This window comes from Mycolicibacterium sp. XJ1819, from assembly GCF_053483675.1.
Genome location: NZ_JBEFST010000029.1, coordinates 15,198 through 32,174 on the forward strand (window position 1 = coordinate 15,198; position 16,977 = coordinate 32,174).

Consider the following 16,977-nt stretch of genomic DNA (forward strand, 5'->3'; position numbering starts at 1 on the left):
CTCTGCTTTACGGCTTTTCGACCGAAAAATTGCCGCAAGAGTCAATAAAGCAGCCGCAGAACATCGCGGTGTCGCTGTTCGGATCATTTACCCCAAATGCGCTTATCGCCGCCAATAACGATGTCCCGAATTCGGGCTACACGTCCCAATCCAGCGAACCGGTGATCTTTGCGCAACAGGACGTCGACGAACCCGGTACCGATGCCGGCGACCCCGCGCCGGACGACCTGTTCCCGAACCTGCCGAGCAGCATCGGCGGCGTGTCCATGCCGACGGCGCCCGACGTCACCGACGCGTTCACCTCCGTCGGCGTGAACCTGACCCAATATTTCGCGAGCTTCCCCCCGTTGCCCAACGGCAACGTCGCGTCGGCCGTCGGCACGGCACTGGAGGGGTGGCCGTCGGCCTCCCCCACGGCCTCACCCACGACGTTCACCGACGTGTACCGCGTCTTCGTCCGCCACGGTGACGAGACGAACCCGAACGCGGGCCTGCTCTTCGGCAACGGCTATGACGGCGCGGAGGGCCAAGACGGCGGCCGCGGCGGCCTGCTCTTCGGCAACGGGGGCAACGGCGGCGCAGGCGTCGAGGGCGTCAACAACGGCGCGGGCGGTAACGGCGGCGACGGCGGAATGCTCTTCGGCAGAGGCGGTAACGGCGGTGCAGGCGCCAACGTCACCGCAGAGGGCGATGCCACCGGCGGGGCGGGCGGCCATGGCGGCAACGCGGGCGGCGGCTACTTCGGAATCGGCGGCGCGGGCGGCGCGGGCGGCACGGCCACCAGTCTGTACGGCGTGGCCACCGGTGGTGTCGGCGGCAACGGCGGTAGCACCTCGTTCATCGGTGAGGGCGGGACCGGCGGCGCGGGCGGGTTGGCCACCAGCACCTCGGGCGACGCGATCGGCGGCGCCGGCGGACTGGGCGGCAACGCGGGCAAGGACAACGACCGCACCTCGGGAATCACGCTCGCCATCGGCGGAGCCGGCGGAGCCGGCGGAGACGCCGTGACCCAGACGGGCGACGCCACCGGCGGCGACGGCGGAACGGGCGGCGGCTACGGCATCGAAGGTGCGGGCGGTGTCGGTGGCGCGGGCGGCAACGCCACCACCGACCTCGGCAACGCCACCGGAGGCAACGGCGGAAACGGTGGCACAGGCACCTTCAACGGCGAGGGTGGCGCAGGCGGAAACGGCGGCACCGCCACCGTCACCACCGAGGGCACCGCAACCGGCGGCAACGGCGGCGACGGCGCGCACGGGGCCGTCGAGGGCCGCGGCGGGGTCGGCGGTAACGGCGGCGACGCCTACGGCGCCACCGGAGAAGCCAAGGGCGGCACCGGCGGCAAGGGTGGCGACAGCGGCCTCGGCGAAGGCGCGAAGGCCGGCGGCGACGGCGGCGACGCGTTCATCGTCGACGGGATCGCGATCGGCGGCGACGGCGGCGTCGGTGGTCTCAGCCCAACCCACCGCGGCGGCAACGGCGGCGACGGCGGTGACGGAACGGCCCAGAACGGGTTCGGTTTCGGTGGCCTCGGCGGCCTGGCCGGCTCGGGCGCGGGCGGCATCCTCAAGGGTGTGCTCGGCAAGAACGGCATCGGCACCGGTTCCGACAACGGCTCTGACTCCGACTCCGATTCCGGATCCGACGACTAACCGCCGCCCCGCAACAATCCGCGACGGTCGAGCCCGGCCGGGTCATCGGTCGACCATCGGGCGCAAGTGGTGTGCGGCGTGATCGCACGCATGACCGATGGTTAGGATTCCAGCCAGCGCTGGACCGCAGGAAGGACACTGGCCCCTATGATGACGCGGCGATTCTTCGCGCACAGTTGGCTGACGGGAGTACTGCGTTTCCCGGTGTCCAGGCATCTGCCCCAGGGCATTTATCTGGCCAGGGACGTGCGCCGGTTCTTCCCCGACCTGAAGGTGAACCGCATCTTCGATGTCGGCGCCAACGAGGGCCAGACCGCGATTCAGCTCGCACTGGCGTTTCGCGAGGCCCGGATCGACTCCTTCGAACCGGCTCGGGAGACATACAACAAGTTGGTCAAACGGGTCGACTGGAACAAGCGGATCCACTGCCACCAATTGGCGCTGGCGGCTGAATCGGGAACGTCGAAAATGATGACCGACACCGATTACTCGCACAGTTTCCGAATGGACGGATCGGGAACCGAAACCGTCGTCACCACGACCGCATCCGAATTCTGTTCGGAGCACAATATCGACACGGTCAACTTGATGAAAGTCGACACCGAAGGTTACGACCTGGAGGTGCTCAAAGGCGCCGAGGATTTGATCAAGGAACACCGCATTGATCTCATTCAGGTCGAGGCCGGAATGAATCCCGAGAACGACTTTCATGTCCCCTACGCGGATTTCGTCGGCTACCTCGAGGGTTTCGGCTACCGGCTATTGGGCATCTACGACCAATCCCATGAATGGCCGAACCAGGCACCCAACCTACGACGGGCAAACATCGCGTTCATGTCGGAGAAGCTCAACTACGGAAGCGCACTGACCGTCCGGTGGTGACGTAGGCAGGCGGTGAGGCCGGGCGGGCACGAAACCATCTGTCCCGCAGGCGAATCAGCGCACGTCAACCGAGCCCGCATTACCGGGCTCGGTGACGCTACCAGCCCCTAGACGCGGTGGGTGCTGCGCGCGCGCCTGGTCTGCTCGTCGTCGGCAACCCGCCGGCGTTCCTCGCTGGGCGGCTCCGCCTCGGCCTGCCGCACCGACTTCGCGGACTCGCAGTAGACCATCCCCACCACGTTGGCCTTCACGCCCGCCAGGCGGTCCTGCACCCGGTGCAGGTCCGAGAGCCGGGCGCGGCGCCGGGTCACCACCAGGATGCCGTCCGCCGCGGCCGCCGAAGCGATCGCGTCGTTGCTGCCCAAAACGGCCGCGCAGTCGACGATCACGTACTCGAAGCGGTTGCCGAGCTCGGCCAGTAGCCGGCCGAAGTCCTTGGACGCCAGCAGGTCCGCCGATCCGTTCGTGGCGTTCGAGCCGGCACCCAGAACCGCCAGACCGTCGCTCTTCGTCGGCAGCAACACGGAATCGACATTCGCTCGGCCGGCCAGCACGTCGGCCAGTCCGGCTTCGTTTCTGACGCCGGTGACGCGGCTGAGCTCGCGATCGGTCAGGTCGGCGTCCACCGCCACCACGTGGTTACCCGCGTGCGCCAGCGCCGCGGCCAGGTTGATCGCCACGGTGGTCTTCTCGGCGCCGGGCCGCGCGCTGGTCACGACGAGGCGTCGCGCGTTGTGGTCCCGCGAGCTCGCCACGAACGACGTGCGCAAACCGCGGAACGCCTCGGCCGCGGGGCCGGTGTCGGACTCGAAGTCGATGATCTTGTCGGCCGATGCGGGGACGACGCCCAGCGACCGCGCACCGAGCGCGACCTCGGCGTCCTTGTCATCGCGCACCCGGTTGTTCAGCCGTTCCAGGATCAGCGCCAACAGCACGCCGACCAGCAGGCCGACCACGGCGGCGACGGGAATGGTGATCAGCGGCTTGGGCCACACCGGGTCCGGTTCGACCTGGGCAGTGTTGATGACGGTCACCCGGGCCGCGGGGGCACCGCCACCGCTGGGCACGTCGAGGGTCGACACCGCGTCGGCCAGCGAATCCGAGACCGCGTTGGCCAGACGCTGGGCGATCAGCGGATCGTGGTCGGTGGCCGAGATCGTCATGGTGGTGATCAGCGGATCGACCTCGACCTGCACCTGCTCACGCGCCTGTTGCAGCGGAACGTCGAGACCGGCCTCGTCGATGGCGGGGGCCAGCACCGCATCCGAGTACACCAGCCGTGCATAGGTGGCCACCCGGTCCTGCGAAGACTTCACGCCGTCCCAGGCCGAAGCCATCGTCGAGGTGCCCGAAGTCACGTAGACCGTCGCGTTCGCCTTGTAGTCCGGCTGCTGCCACCAGCAATAGCCCAACGCACCCAGCGCGGCGGCGACGGTGAGACCCAAAATGAGTGCCCATGATCGGACTAGGGTGGTGACAACTCCCCGTGCGCCCGTACGAGGTGACTGGTCGTTCATTAATTTGACCTATCAGTCGACTGCTGGATTGACATGTGAGAAACGGCGTGCCGCGGTGAGGATGCTACATGACTCCGCGGCTACGAACAGTAACCTAGCAAACGATGCGCGGCGGACTTGCGCGCTGTGGCAGAATCCGACGCGCACGCCGACAGGGCGTGCGCACAGAAAGGTTCAATGGCGGTGGCCGGAAGCACTCTGACGTTTCCAAAAGCATTTCCGATGGCCGCTGTCGCCTGCCTGGCATTGGCGGCCTTTACCACGACGTGGGGTGGGCTGAGGTTTCTCCCCGCCGGGCAAATCGGCGACGTTTTCCTAATGTTGTCGCTCGGGCTGATTTTTCTGTTGATCGTGTTCGGCGATCTGCGTTTCTCGACACCGTTTTGGGTGTGGATAGCGCCCATTGCGGTGATCCTGTGTTTGGCGATCCGGTGGCTGGCTCCGATCCCTTACTCGCACATCATCATGCGCTACACCGAACCGCCCTACGAGCCGAACAACTTCCCCAAGGCAGCGTTCTGGTTGGCCGCGCTCATTCTCGTGCCGTTGGCGATCATCGCGTGCACCAAGCTCTACGAACGCACACCGCAGCTGGTGATGGGGGCCTTCACCGCCGGGGTCTGCGTTTCGAGCGCGGTGGGAGTCAGCGATCTGATGGGGTGGACCGAAATCGCCATCCGCTTCGGCTCGGGAGGTGAAGCCACCCGGCAGACCGGCCTGACCGTGCACCCGGTGATGCTGGGCTTCACCTGCGTGCTGGCGATTCCCTTCGCGCTGTACTTCCTGTATTTCCATCGATTCAAGTGGATTTGGGGCATTGCCCTGGTTCTGCTGTTCGGCGGGGTGCTCGCCTCGGGATCACGCGGCGCTCAGGTGGGGGCGCTGCTGTTCTGCGCGCTGTCGGTGCTGTTCGCCCCCCGACAGAAGGTCAGCTTCCGGCAGGCGCTGCTCACGGTCGTGATGTCCGGGGTGGTGGTGCTCCTTGTCGCCCAATTGTTCATGGGCGACGTTCTGAGCCAGCTGGTGCGGTTCGGCGGCGGCATCGACGCGGGCGGCAGCGACAACCAGCGGACCCGGCTGGCGCAGCAGGCGCTGGACGACTTCCAGAACTTCCCGATCGCCGGCCTGGGTCTGAAGTCGATTGTCAACGCGCACAGCATCTATCTGCAGTGTCTGCAGGCCGGTGGGGCCATCCTGCTGATCGGGATGCTGATCTACTGGCTGTGGTGTCTACGCGACGCCTGGGTGCTGGCCAGACGCGGGTACGTCGTCGCGCGTTATCTGTTCTTGTCGATCAGCGCCTGGCTGGTGCTGGGCATCATCGAGAACCAGCTCACCGACCGTCTGCTCTACTTCTCGATCGGTTGCGTCGCGGCCATGTCCACCCTCTACCTACAGGCTCGCAACCACGGGCCCGATCCGGTGTCGCAGGACGTCAACGATGCCACCACCGCACAGCTTCAGGACAGCAGGAGGTAGTCGTCGTGTTTCGCACCGCTACATCAAGAACAGTGGCCGCGCTCGTCATCATCGTGGGCCTCGCGGTCGCGATCGGCGGGGTGGTATGGCTGCGCAAGGACCAGTCGGTATCTCCCCCCGAGGCCGCCCCGGCCACCCTGGCGCCCAGGCCCGACGCACCTGGAGGCGAGGACTCGAACACCGGGCTGCGCAACGAGTTTCGCGTCTACCCGCGGGCCGCTGTGCTCGGCGACACGACGGCGTTGGGGTATGTGGGCGATCTCGGCCGCGGCTGGGTGGAGGAGCTGGCCAAGCAGATGTGCTGGTCCATCTCGGCGAAATCGGCCGAACTGGAGACCGGTTACACCAACCCCGGTGGAAAACCCAACACCTCGGCGTTCACCGAGCGGGCCGACGATGTGGCCATCGGACAACCGGAGATCGTGATCGTCGAGGGCGGCCTGCACGACTACCGGGCCACACCCGATCAGCTGCAGAGGGCCGCCTCGTCGGTCTTCACCACCCTGAAGAACCAGCTGCCCGCCGACACGATGATCGTCGCGGTCGGCCCGATCGCCGGCGACGTGGTGACACCCGAGGAAGTGGCCATGGTGTCGGGTCCGATCGCCGCCGCCGCCGAGGACTCCGGCGTGATCTTCATCGACCCGATGGCCGAACGCTGGCTACCCGACGCCAGCTTCTACTCCAACGACGGGTTCCTGCCCAACGGCAAGGGACAGCTGGAGTACGCCACCCGGTTCGCCGCCGATCTGCGCGGCCGCGGCGCCCCAGCGGGTTGCTGAGGTCGCCGGCGTCGTCTGCAGGCTTGGGTACCGGTTCTAGGGCGCTGCCCGGGTACCGGCCCAGACTTCGGTGAAAGCGACCGTCGAATCTGTCAGGCCGTCTTTGGCCCACGCCTCGAATGTCGCGTAGTGGCCCGCCCAGTCGGCGATACGTTTGTCCCTGACGGTGCGACGCTGCCCGTCGGGCAAGCGGATCAGCGCCCGATCACCGTTGAGAAGGACCTCAGTCTCATACACCGTGGTGCCGTCCTGCTCGAGCGGCGGATCGAACCGGCCCGCCATGATCATGTCCAACTCGGGAATCTCCTCGCCCTCCATGGGAGGCCACACTCCATAGCCCCATCCGTATGCGGTCACCGAGAGGTGCACCGGGAAGGGCGGACGAAAGATCTTGTTGGACACCACAAGCGCCATGGCGCCGTCCGGGGTGCCTTGACGTGGTTTGAAGACCCAGCGGGCGCCGATCTTGACGACCGGCTCGCCCAGGTCGGGGGTGTGAAAGTAGCTGCCCGTCTGCCCGGGCTCGGTCGGGTCGATGGTCAGCTTGCCGTCGGCGATGCGGAACCTGGCCCCAGGGTCGGTCTTGGTTTCGTTGACGGACACCTTCGAGGGTCCGTCACCGAATGTCGCGGGTGGTTCACCGTCGGGGAAATCGGAGAAATCCAGGCTGACCGTCGACAGCGGCGGCATGTTGAGGCTCTCGACATCGGCCTTCTGACAGGCTGTCCCGGCCGTGGTCAGGACAATCGCGATCGCCAACGCCGCGATCCGTCGGCGGCGCACGCTGGGGGCCTGCACGCTATGTGGCGCGCGAATTCAGCGGCGAATGCGGCGACCAGCGAGACTTCACCAGTTCCTCGCGGAACACGGTGTCGTCGAACTTGGTCTCCTTCGTATAGAAGACGGTGCGATCCCAGAACGCGAAATCCTTGAGCTCGCGGACATACTTCGCGGGGGAACCGGCGTACAGTCCGCACGGTTTCAGCGCGTCGTCACGGGACTTGATCAACACCGAACCCGCTGCCAGAACGGACTTCTCGGGCAGCCGGGCGCCCTTGAGCAGGATGCAGCCCGTGCCGGTCATCGAGTTCTCCTCGAGGATGATCTGCCCGACGGTGGTCTCGTTCTTCTGCAGGTCGATCTCGTGGCTCTGCAGGATGCTCTTGAGGCCACCGACGCCGGAATTGCGCCGCAGGACGATCTGACCGCCGCAGTCGAGATAGTGCCGGCTGGTGATTCCGGACAGCTCCTCGACGATGAAGATGCCGACGTAGTCACTGAACTTCTGATACGCGATCTGAGCGGTGATGTAGTTCCAGTTACCCAACCCGGTGTTCGCAGCCATCCGGACATGGCGCAGGTGCCGGAAGGTGTTGCCCGCGCCGATCGCCGAGTGATCGCCGATCCAGAACGGCCCACAGCCCAAAACCAGAGTCGGCCCGATCACGACGTCGTCGCCGATCCGGTTGCCCAGCTTGCGCAGTGCCCACAACTTGAACGGACCGCTCGGCAGCAGCCAGGCGAAAAGCGACAGAAGCGCATTCGGCCGAGGCTGCGAGGCAATACTTTCTGCGATCCCCGCTACCTCGTCGTCGATGCCGTCGGTGTCGGCGTCGCGAGCAATCGTCATACCCAGTACTCCCAACCTGCGTCGGTCCACTTCGTCTTGTCGAGACACATCCGGCCGTCGATGACCACCGGCCGTCGCACCCGCTCCCGGATGCGGCGCGGATCCAACTTCAAGAACTCGTCCCATTCGGTGAGCACCATCACCACATCGGCACCCTCGCATGCTTCCTGCGCCGAATGAGCGTAATGCAGCGTCGGAAACAGGTTTCGGGCGTTCTCGACAGCCTTGGGATCATATGCGGTGACCATCGCACCCTGCAGTTGAATCTGCCCGGCGACGTTGAGCGCCGGCGAGTCACGCACATCGTCACACTCGGGTTTGAAGGCCACGCCCAACACCGCGACACGCGCGCCCAGAAGGGACCCGCCGCACGCCTCCCGACACAACCGCACCATCCTGGTCCGGCGGCCCATGTTGATCGAGTCCACCTCGCGCAGGAACGTCAGCGCCTCGGCCGCGCCCAGCTCACCGGCCCTGGCCATGAAGGCACGGATGTCCTTGGGCAGGCAGCCGCCGCCGAACCCCAAGCCCGCGTTGAGGAACCGCCTGCCGATGCGCGCGTCGTACCCGATGGCGTCCGCAACGGCCTTGACGTCGGCGCCGGCCGCCGAACAAACCTCGGCGATCGCGTTGATGAACGAGATCTTCGTCGCCAGGAACGCGTTCGCGGTGGTCTTGACCAGTTCGGCCGTGGCGGTGTCGGTGACCAGAAACGGAGTCCCCTCGTCGAGCAGCCGCGCATAGACCTCCCGCGCCACCTCCTCGGCCCGGCCGCCCGGTTGGGTTCCGACCACCAGCCGATCGGGCTGCAGGGTGTCCTTGATCGCGTTGCCCTCGCGCAGAAACTCGGGGTTCCAGGCGATCTCGACCTCGACGTCCTTGGCGAGTTCGTCGGCGCGATTGGCCAACCGATGCGTGGTGCCCACGGGCACCGTCGACTTGCCGAAGATGACTGCGTCGCGGGTCAGCAGTGGAACCAGCGTCTCGATGACGGCGTCGACGTAGCTGACGTCGGCGCTGTACTCACCGTCCTTCTGTGGTGTCCCGACCGCGATGAAATGGACGTCACCCCACTCCGCGGCCTCCTCGTAAGAGGACGTGACCCGAAGCTGACCGGACGCGAGGTGGGTGCCGTACAACTCGGCCAGGCCGGGTTCATAGATCGGCACCTGGCCGGCGGCCAGCTTTTCGAGCTTGGCCGCGTCGACTTCTACGCCGAGTACTTCATGTCCTAGTTCGGCCATACAGGCCGCATGGGTAGCGCCGAGGTAGCCCATGCCGAAAACCGTCAGTCGCACGGCCACCTACACACGTTGATCCGGCGATGCGCCATCATCACTCCCTCGACCTCGGCGTAGCAACGCACCACGCTAATGTGCAGCAAAAGCTCCCGCCGGTCAAGCGGAGACACCGAACCTTTCGGTGCCGCGGCCCGCACATGACCGAACGGCCGAAAAAACACACATGCTTATCAGCAGGTTCAGCATAAACCAGCTACCAGTTCGTTCGGGCGACGGGCAATCGATACGTCGAGTGTTCGTTATCTGCAGACCTAGCCGGGCAAACAGGTGGTAGGTACGGTGAGCCGAATGACCCGACTCGTCCTCGGCTCGGCTTCTCCCGGTCGCCGCGCGGTACTGCGCCAGGCAGGAATCGACCCCCTGGTGCTGGTCTCGGGCGTGGACGAGGACGCCGTGCTGGCGTCGCTGGGGCCCGGGCCCGCACCCGCCGCCGCCACCGCCGCGCTGGCCGCCGCGAAGGCCGAGCGGGTCGCCGAGGCGCTGGATGCCGCGACGGCCGACGACGCTGCGGTGATCGGTTGCGATTCAATGCTTTATCGCGGTGAGCAGCTGCTGGGAAAACCCGACTCGGCGGATTCCGCGCGGGCCGGCTGGCGGTTGATGTCGGGCACCGCGGCGCAACTGCACACCGGGCACTGTCTGCTGCGGTTACGCGGCGGGCAAGCCGTCTATCGGGGCACCGAAACCACCGTCACCACGGTGCGTTTCGGCACGCCCACCGCGGAGGAGATCGACGCCTACATCGCCAGCGGCGAGCCGTTGCGCGTTGCCGGCGGCTTCACCATCGACGGACTGGGCGGATGGTTCGTCGACGGCGTCGACGGTGACCCGTCCGCGGTGGTCGGTATCGGCCTGCCCGCGGTTCGTCGGCTTCTGCGCGCGGCAGGTCTGACGATTCCCGCGCTGTGGGCGGCCAACCCGGTCGACTGACGACCGAGTCAGTGCCACTTGTGGATACCCGACGCCAGCGCGGACCGCACGCCGCGGACCGCCGCGAGCAACCGACTGTCGGCGTGCGGGTTTCCGCAGTGAATCACCAGGGTGGCGCGCAACGCGCCGGCGGCGGGCGCCATCGCGGCGTGCAGGCTGCGATACCCCCAGAAGACGTACGCGTCACCGGCCCGTATGCGATGCAGGTGACCGCCGTCGGGGTCGAGCACGCGGTTGCATAACGTCCGCCGATACCAGGGATCGACCAGACGGAGCTTCTCGACGATGTTGACCGTCACCGAGCGCCGGAACGGACGGTGATTGGCAAACAATGCCAATTCGCCGGACGGCACCGACCCGCCGTCGGGCGCGATCAGCGGGATGACCACCGCCACGGTGTTCGAGTCGTAGTGAAACCGTGACGCCATCGGTCGCCGCGCCCGCCCGAACGACACATTCAAGACGCCGTACGCGTCATCCTGTGCGCCGCGCGCGTTCGGGCACCCGATGCGCGCCAATTGAGTGACAAGACCGTGCAGAACGGGGTCGGTGACGATTTGGCTCAGCGAAAGTTCGGGCTTGTTCTGCACGTCGACGACGCTGAAGTCCGCGCCGTTGTTGGCGTCCGACAGGCGACGCACTTCGGTTTGCGCGGATTCGAGCAGATCGGGTGGCACGCAACCGGGCAGACACACCACGCCGAGCACATCGAGGTGCTCGGCGATATCGGCGGCGCGATCTGCGCCGGAAAGGCGTTCGACTGTCACGTCATACCTTTCGGGCGCCGACAGGCGAGGCCATCGGAGGGACTGGGCAGAGAGCGAAACCGGAACACCATAACGCGGGTTCGCCCCACGGGGTCGCCGCGGCCCGACCGCACGCCCCGAGCACCGGATCGGGTGCATCGCGCGGCACGCGCTTGAGTAGGCTCATGGTGTGTCGCTTCCTGCCGATCCCGATCCCGCCCTGCAGTCATATGCCCATCCCGAGCGGCTTGTAACAGCCGACTGGTTGTCGGGTCACCTCGGCCAACCCGGCCTGGCCATCGTGGAGTCGGACGAGGACGTGCTGCTCTACGACACCGGCCACATCCCGGGCGCGGTGAAGATCGACTGGCACACCGACCTCAACGACCCGAACGTGCGTGACTACATCACCGGCGAACAGTTCGCCGACCTGATGAACCGCAAGGGCATCTCGCGCGATGACACCGTCGTGATCTACGGCGACAAGAGCAACTGGTGGGCCGCGTATGCGCTGTGGGTGTTCACCCTGTTCGGGCACCCCGACGTGCGGCTGCTCAACGGCGGGCGCGATCTGTGGATCTCCGACGGCCGGGAGACCACCCTGGACGTGCCGACCAAGCAGACCACCGGGTATCCCGTCGTCGAGCGCAACGACGCGCCGATCCGCGCCTTCAAGGACGACGTCCTGTCCATCCTCGGCAAAGAGCCGCTGATCGACGTGCGCTCACCGCAGGAGTACACCGGCGAGCGCACACATATGCCCGACTATCCCGAGGAAGGCGCGCTGCGCGGCGGCCACATCCCGACCGCCAAGTCCATCCCGTGGGCCAAGGCCGCCGACGACAGCGGCCGGTTCCGCGGCCGCGCCGAGCTCGAGGAGCTCTACGGGTTCCTCACCCCCGAGGACAACACGGTCGTGTACTGCCGCATCGGTGAGCGCTCCAGCCACACCTGGTTCGTGCTCACCCACCTGCTCGGCCTGCCCAACGTGCGCAACTACGACGGCTCGTGGACCGAGTGGGGCAACGCGGTGCGCGTGCCCGTCGCCGTCGGCGACGAACCGGGTGAGGCGCCCTGACGCCATGAGCATGCCCGCAGCCCTGGCCGAAGTGGTGTCGGACTTCAAAGAGGTCGACGGCCAGGACAAGCTGCAGCTGCTGCTGGAGTTCGCAGGAGAACTGCCGCCGCTGCCCGCCGACCTCGAAGAGGCCGCGATGGAGCCGGTCCCGGAATGCCAGTCTCCGCTGTTTCTGCATGTCGACGCAGCCGACCGGGAGCGCGTGCGGTTGTACTTCAGTGCGCCCGCCGAGGCGCCGACCACCCGGGGCTTCGCGGCGATTCTGGCAGCCGGCCTCGACCAGCAGCCGGCCGACGCCATCCTGGCGGTGCCGGAGGACTTCTACAGCGACCTCGGTCTGGCCGCGCTGATCAGCCCGTTGCGGCTTCGCGGCATGGCCGCGATGCTCGCGCGCATCAAACGGAACCTGCGCGTCAGCTGACGCGGCCGGCTGTCCGCGACCCTGAATTGGCGGTTTGCTGGCGCGCCTGCGATATTTGACGCAAAATCTTATTAATTGCAACTAGCCCTTAGGGAGTCCTTTTGCGCAGCGGCAACCGGGACATCGTCCTGTACGAACTCAACGAAGTCCCATGGAGCGTTGTCGACTACTACGTTCGACGACGACCGAATTCGCACTTCGCCGCGCTGGTCAACACCGGTCAGTCGCTGACCACGGTCAACAGTGGACCCGTCGCGTTGCAGCCGTGGCGCACGTGGCCGACGTTGCACACGTCGTCCTATGACCACAACTCGTTCGACCTCGGACAGGATCCCGCAACCTTTCGCGGAGACCTGATCTGGGACGTTGCCGACAAGGCCGGACTGAGCGTCGGTCTGTTCGGTCCCCTGCAGAGTTGGCCGGCGCGGCCGTTCGCCCACGGCGGCTTCTACGTGCCCGACACGTTCAGCCAGGACAGCCAGACCTATCCCCCGTCGCTGCGCAAGTTCCAGGACTTCAACCTGGCGATGACCAGGAAGATGAGCTTCGACCCCAACGTCGCGCTGAACCCCCGGATGCTGGCCGGCGCGGGCCTGGACCTGTTGCGGCGGGGCCTGACGCCCAGTTCCGCGACCACGATCGCGCGCCATCTCGTTCGGGAGCGCAAAGACAGGCGGTACAAGGCGTTTCGGTCCGCACTCCAGGTGCTCCCCGGCTTCGACCTGTACTGGCGGCTGCAGACCGCGCACCGGCCGCGGCTGAGCATCTTCTTCACCAACCACGTCGCCGGGATGATGCACCGGTTCTGGGGCGATGCCATGCCCGGCTACACCGACACGTTCGACTACTCCCCCGACGCGGTGTTGGGCACATTCCTGGGCGCGGCAATGGATCTGGCGGACCGTCAGCTCGGCCGCATCCGCAAGTACCTGGCCGCCAACCCGCAGGCGATGCTCGTCGTCGCCGCCAGCATGGGCCAGGGTCCGGTGCAGGCCAGGTTCGCCGAGACCAACATGTTCTTCCTCGAACAACACGACCGCCTGATAGCCCGGCTCGGGTTGACTCCGATCGAGTGGGGAATGGCGATGTACCCGATGTTGTCGCTGGTGTTCGCCGACGAGGCGCAGGCCCGCGACGCGGTCGCCCCGCTCGAGTCGGTGTGCGCCGAGGGCATCGGCCCGCTGTTCGACCGCTTCCGGGTGGAGGGTAGGACGTTGACGTTCGCTCTGCGGGCCTACGAGAACGCCGCGAACAGCCCCGGCAAGGATCCCGACACCTCGACACCGGTGACGTTCACGCCGCTGGGCGCCGATGCACCGGCCACCGCGACACCCGCCGAACTCGGCTTCAACGTTCGGCCCAGGACCGGCGGCGACAACACGGGCTATCACATCCCGCAGGGGATGCTGCTGGCCTACGGGGCGGGTGTGCCCACCGATCCGTCCCGCCGCGAGGTCGACGTCCTCGACGTCGCCCCGTCCCTGCTGGCCAACGTGCTCGGCGTCGAGCCGGGGCCGATGATGCGCGGTACGCCCAGCCTGTTCACGCCCGCACACCAACACGTGTAGGCCGCAACTGCGGTACTGCGGTGACCGCAAGAGGCACCGCGTCGCAACGCTTGAGCCGGTGGCGCTTAGACTGCCGTGCGGACCTATTCTTAAAGACGTTTCTTAGAGAACTTGCCATCAGGAGGCGCAGTGGCCAGTCATGCCAGCTCAAAGATCTCCAAGGTGCTGGTCGCCAATCGCGGGGAGATCGCGGTCCGGGTGATCCGGGCGGCCAGGGACGCCGGACTGCAGAGCGTGGCTGTGTACGCCGAACCCGACGCCGACGCGCCTCATGTCCGCCTCGCCGACGAGGCGTTCGCTCTCGGTGGGCAGACCTCCGCGGAGTCTTACCTCGACTTCGCCAAGCTGCTGTCGGCCGCCGAGAAGTCGGGCGCCAACGCGATTCATCCCGGTTACGGATTCCTTTCGGAGAACGCCGATTTCGCGCAAGCGGTGATCGATGCCGGGCTGATCTGGATCGGCCCGAGCCCGCAGTCGATCCGCGATCTCGGCGACAAGGTCACCGCGCGCCACATCGCTGCGCGCGCCCAGGCGCCGCTGGTGCCGGGCACCTCTGATCCGGTCAAGGACGCCGACGAGGTGGTGGCCTTCGCCAAGGAGTACGGCGTGCCGATCGCGATCAAGGCGGCCTTCGGCGGCGGTGGGCGCGGGATGAAGGTCGCCCGCACCATCGAGGAGATCCCCGAACTGTTCGAGTCGGCCACCCGCGAGGCCGTCGCGGCGTTCGGCCGCGGTGAATGCTTTGTCGAGCGCTATCTGGACAAGCCGCGCCACGTCGAGGCGCAGGTGATCGCCGATCAGCACGGCAACGTCGTCGTCGCGGGCACCCGTGACTGCTCGCTGCAGCGCCGCTTCCAGAAACTGGTCGAAGAGGCGCCTGCGCCGTTCCTCACCGACGCGCAGCGCAAGGAGATCCACGAGTCCGCCAAGCGCATCTGCAGAGAGGCCGGTTACTACGGCGCGGGCACCGTCGAATACCTCGTCGGCCAGGACGGCCTGATCTCGTTCCTCGAGGTCAACACCCGCCTGCAGGTAGAGCACCCGGTGACCGAGGAGACCGCCGGAATCGACCTGGTGCGGCAGCAGTTCAAGATCGCCAACGGTGACAAGCTCGACATCACCGAAGATCCCGAACCGCGCGGGCACGCCATCGAGTTCCGCATCAACGGCGAGGACGCCGGCCGCGGCTTCCTGCCCGCCCCCGGCCCGGTGACCAAGTTCGAGCCGCCCAGCGGGCCCGGCGTCCGGATGGATTCCGGCGTGGAGACCGGTTCGGTGATCGGCGGTCAGTTCGACTCGATGCTGGCCAAGCTCATCGTCTACGGCGCCGACCGCGACGAGGCGCTGGCCCGGTCGCGGCGCGCCCTTGCCGAGTTCAACGTCGAGGGCCTGGCCACCGTGATCCCGTTCCACCGCGCGATCGTTTCCGATCCGGCGTTCATCGGCGACGACGACGGCTTCTCGGTGCACACCCGCTGGATCGAGACCGAGTGGGACAACACCGTCGAGCCGTTCACCGGTGGTGACCCCATCGAGGAAGAGGACACCATCCCGCGGCAGACGGTCGTCGTCGAGGTCAGCGGTCGACGGCTGGAGGTGTCGCTGCCCGGCGACCTCGCGCTCGGCAACGGCGGCGGGGCGGCGGCCAACGGGGTGATCCGCAAGAAGCCCAAGGCCCGCAAGCGTGGCTCCCAGTCCGGTGCCGCCGCGTCCGGCGACGCCGTGACCGCACCGATGCAAGGCACCGTGGTCAAGGTCGCCGTCGAAGAGGGCCAGCAGGTGGCCGCCGGCGATCTGGTGGTGGTGCTCGAGGCGATGAAGATGGAGAACCCCGTCACCGCGCACAAGGACGGCACCATCACCGGCCTGGCGGTGGAGCCCGGTGCGGCCATCACCCAAGGCACGGTACTGGCCGAGATCAAGTAGCACTCGCCGCAGTCGCCGAACGTCGAATTGTGTGCGAAGAATCGGCGAAATGTCGCGCGGTAATGAACGTTCGCGGATGAAGCGGATGCAATTGCATGGAGCCCGTGGAGATCAACGCAGGCGCGTGGTATCTGCGCGCCCCCCGCGATGACGACCTGATCGACGACCGTCCCGCGCTGGCGGCGTTGGGCGAGACCGATCCCGGCTACATCGCCCGCTGCCATGCGCAGTGGGCGTCTGACACGGGCTACACGTGGGCGGTCTGCGAACCGACCACCGGGGAGATGCTGGCCGAGGTGCGGGTCGACCCGATCGCGGCGACCGTACACACCCGCGCCCGCGACGGCCACGCCGACGCCGCCGACATCGCCGAACGGTCGGTGCGCCGGTTCGCGGCGGCGATGCTGGGCATCACGATCACGTGACGTCGATGTCACGCCCGGTCGCCAGGTCGGCGCAGTCCACTGCGACGACGTCGGTGCGTGCAGACAGGTATGCCCGCGCGCCACGGTCCCCGCGCAGTCGCGCCAGTAGCTCGGGCCAGTGCCTGCGCGCGATCACCACCGGGTGGCCGGGCCGGTCGCCGTAGACGGCCCTGGCAAGTCCCGACGACGACGAACGTGCGGCCTCGAGCACGCGCCGCACCACCTCGGCGCCGATGTCGGGGGTGTCGACGGTGTGCAGCACCGCGTAGTCGGCATCCACCGCCGACAGGCCCGCCCGCACCGACGCGGACATACCCTCTGACCAGGTGCGGACCACGACGGCGCGCGCGGGCGGCGGCACCTCGACCACTGCGGCGCCGAGCACCACCACCACGTCGCCGCAGCCGCCCCCACTGAGCGCGGCGATCGCCGCCTGCAGCCACTCCCCCTGTCCGGCAAGGACTTTCGGCATCCCGAACCGGGTGCCCGCACCGGCGGCGAGCAGAACACCGGCAGCCGTGCTGGACATCGGATCAGTGTATGGCTTTCGCTACCGGGCGGTGAGCCTGGCAGCTTCCTGAGAACATCCCGCTCCGATTGTCTGTCGCGCCCGCACCGCGTAGGGTTCTCAATAGGTTGA

The 16,977-nt window shown here is 67.1% G+C and carries 16 protein-coding genes; 10 read left to right on the plus strand and 6 right to left on the minus strand.

Going from position 1 to position 16,977, the window contains the following annotated elements; genetic code table 11:
- Positions 1–161: 161 nt before the first annotated feature.
- Positions 162–1,652: a PGRS repeat-containing protein gene (locus tag ABQE89_RS24920; protein ID WP_448421682.1), complete on the plus strand. Its 1,491-nt coding sequence runs from the start codon at positions 162–164 to the stop codon at positions 1,650–1,652.
- 147 nt (positions 1,653–1,799) lie between these two features.
- On the plus strand, positions 1,800–2,534 hold the full coding sequence (locus tag ABQE89_RS24925) for an FkbM family methyltransferase (protein ID WP_448421684.1): 735 nt from the start codon (positions 1,800–1,802) through the stop codon (positions 2,532–2,534).
- Between the two features lie 107 nt (positions 2,535–2,641).
- Here ABQE89_RS24925 and ABQE89_RS24930 read toward each other — a convergent pair whose 3' ends face one another.
- A complete protein-coding gene (locus ABQE89_RS24930; RefSeq protein WP_448421686.1) occupies positions 2,642–4,051 on the minus strand; it encodes a tyrosine-protein kinase domain-containing protein in 1,410 nt (469 codons plus the stop codon).
- 222 nt (positions 4,052–4,273) lie between these two features.
- Here ABQE89_RS24930 and ABQE89_RS24935 point away from each other — a divergent pair, with 222 nt between their 5' ends.
- Both ABQE89_RS24935 and ABQE89_RS24940 read left to right on the plus strand, forming a co-directional pair.
- On the plus strand, positions 4,274–5,530 hold the full coding sequence (locus ABQE89_RS24935; RefSeq protein ID WP_448421688.1) for an O-antigen ligase family protein: 1,257 nt from the start codon (positions 4,274–4,276) through the stop codon (positions 5,528–5,530).
- A gap of 32 nt (positions 5,531–5,562) precedes the next feature.
- The gene (locus ABQE89_RS24940) at positions 5,563–6,312 is read left to right on the plus strand and encodes an SGNH/GDSL hydrolase family protein (protein WP_448421690.1); all 750 of its coding nucleotides are present in this window, start codon (positions 5,563–5,565) and stop codon (positions 6,310–6,312) included.
- 36 nt (positions 6,313–6,348) lie between these two features.
- Here ABQE89_RS24940 and ABQE89_RS24945 read toward each other — a convergent pair whose 3' ends face one another.
- From ABQE89_RS24945 to ABQE89_RS24955, 3 genes are read right to left on the minus strand one after another with little or no spacing between them, the layout of a single operon-like run.
- Positions 6,349–7,095: a hypothetical protein gene (locus ABQE89_RS24945; RefSeq protein WP_448421692.1), complete on the minus strand. Its 747-nt coding sequence runs from the start codon at positions 7,093–7,095 to the stop codon at positions 6,349–6,351.
- A 16-nt stretch (positions 7,096–7,111) separates the two neighbouring features.
- The gene (locus ABQE89_RS24950; RefSeq protein WP_448421694.1) at positions 7,112–7,942 is read right to left on the minus strand and encodes an acyltransferase; all 831 of its coding nucleotides are present in this window, start codon (positions 7,940–7,942) and stop codon (positions 7,112–7,114) included.
- Positions 7,939–9,240: a UDP-glucose dehydrogenase family protein gene (locus tag ABQE89_RS24955; protein WP_448421754.1), complete on the minus strand. Its 1,302-nt coding sequence runs from the start codon at positions 9,238–9,240 to the stop codon at positions 7,939–7,941. Before ABQE89_RS24955 ends, ABQE89_RS24950 begins: the two co-directional genes overlap by 4 nt.
- Positions 9,241–9,531: 291 nt before the next feature.
- Here ABQE89_RS24955 and ABQE89_RS24960 point away from each other — a divergent pair, with 291 nt between their 5' ends.
- Positions 9,532–10,173, plus strand: a complete 642-nt coding sequence (locus ABQE89_RS24960) for a Maf family protein (RefSeq protein ID WP_448421696.1) — start codon at positions 9,532–9,534, stop codon at positions 10,171–10,173.
- A gap of 8 nt (positions 10,174–10,181) precedes the next feature.
- Here the strand turns inward: ABQE89_RS24960 and ABQE89_RS24965 are convergent, their stop codons facing one another.
- Positions 10,182–10,940: a hypothetical protein gene (locus ABQE89_RS24965; RefSeq protein ID WP_448421698.1), complete on the minus strand. Its 759-nt coding sequence runs from the start codon at positions 10,938–10,940 to the stop codon at positions 10,182–10,184.
- Positions 10,941–11,109: 169 nt separating this feature from the next.
- On the opposite strand from ABQE89_RS24965, the gene ABQE89_RS24970 reads away from it, so the two are divergent.
- The 5 genes from ABQE89_RS24970 to ABQE89_RS24990 all read left to right on the plus strand — a co-directional run bounded on the left by ABQE89_RS24970 (position 11,110) and on the right by ABQE89_RS24990 (position 16,337).
- Positions 11,110–11,997, plus strand: coding sequence for a sulfurtransferase (locus tag ABQE89_RS24970; protein ID WP_448421700.1), 888 nt, complete (start codon positions 11,110–11,112; stop codon positions 11,995–11,997).
- Between the two features lie 4 nt (positions 11,998–12,001).
- The gene (locus ABQE89_RS24975; protein WP_448421702.1) at positions 12,002–12,418 is read left to right on the plus strand and encodes a SufE family protein; all 417 of its coding nucleotides are present in this window, start codon (positions 12,002–12,004) and stop codon (positions 12,416–12,418) included.
- A 101-nt stretch (positions 12,419–12,519) separates the two neighbouring features.
- Complete coding sequence (locus tag ABQE89_RS24980; RefSeq protein WP_448421704.1) at positions 12,520–13,986, plus strand: hypothetical protein; 1,467 nt, start codon at positions 12,520–12,522, stop codon at positions 13,984–13,986.
- Positions 13,987–14,115: 129 nt separating this feature from the next.
- The gene (locus tag ABQE89_RS24985; RefSeq protein ID WP_448421706.1) at positions 14,116–15,912 is read left to right on the plus strand and encodes an acetyl/propionyl/methylcrotonyl-CoA carboxylase subunit alpha; all 1,797 of its coding nucleotides are present in this window, start codon (positions 14,116–14,118) and stop codon (positions 15,910–15,912) included.
- Positions 15,913–16,007: 95 nt separating this feature from the next.
- Positions 16,008–16,337, plus strand: coding sequence for a hypothetical protein (locus tag ABQE89_RS24990; protein WP_448421708.1), 330 nt, complete (start codon positions 16,008–16,010; stop codon positions 16,335–16,337).
- Here the strand turns inward: ABQE89_RS24990 and ABQE89_RS24995 are convergent.
- The gene (locus tag ABQE89_RS24995) at positions 16,330–16,866 is read right to left on the minus strand and encodes a nucleotidyltransferase family protein (protein WP_448421710.1); all 537 of its coding nucleotides are present in this window, start codon (positions 16,864–16,866) and stop codon (positions 16,330–16,332) included. The two genes, ABQE89_RS24990 and ABQE89_RS24995, sit on opposite strands and share 8 nt — an antisense overlap.
- Positions 16,867–16,977: the final 111 nt, after the last annotated feature.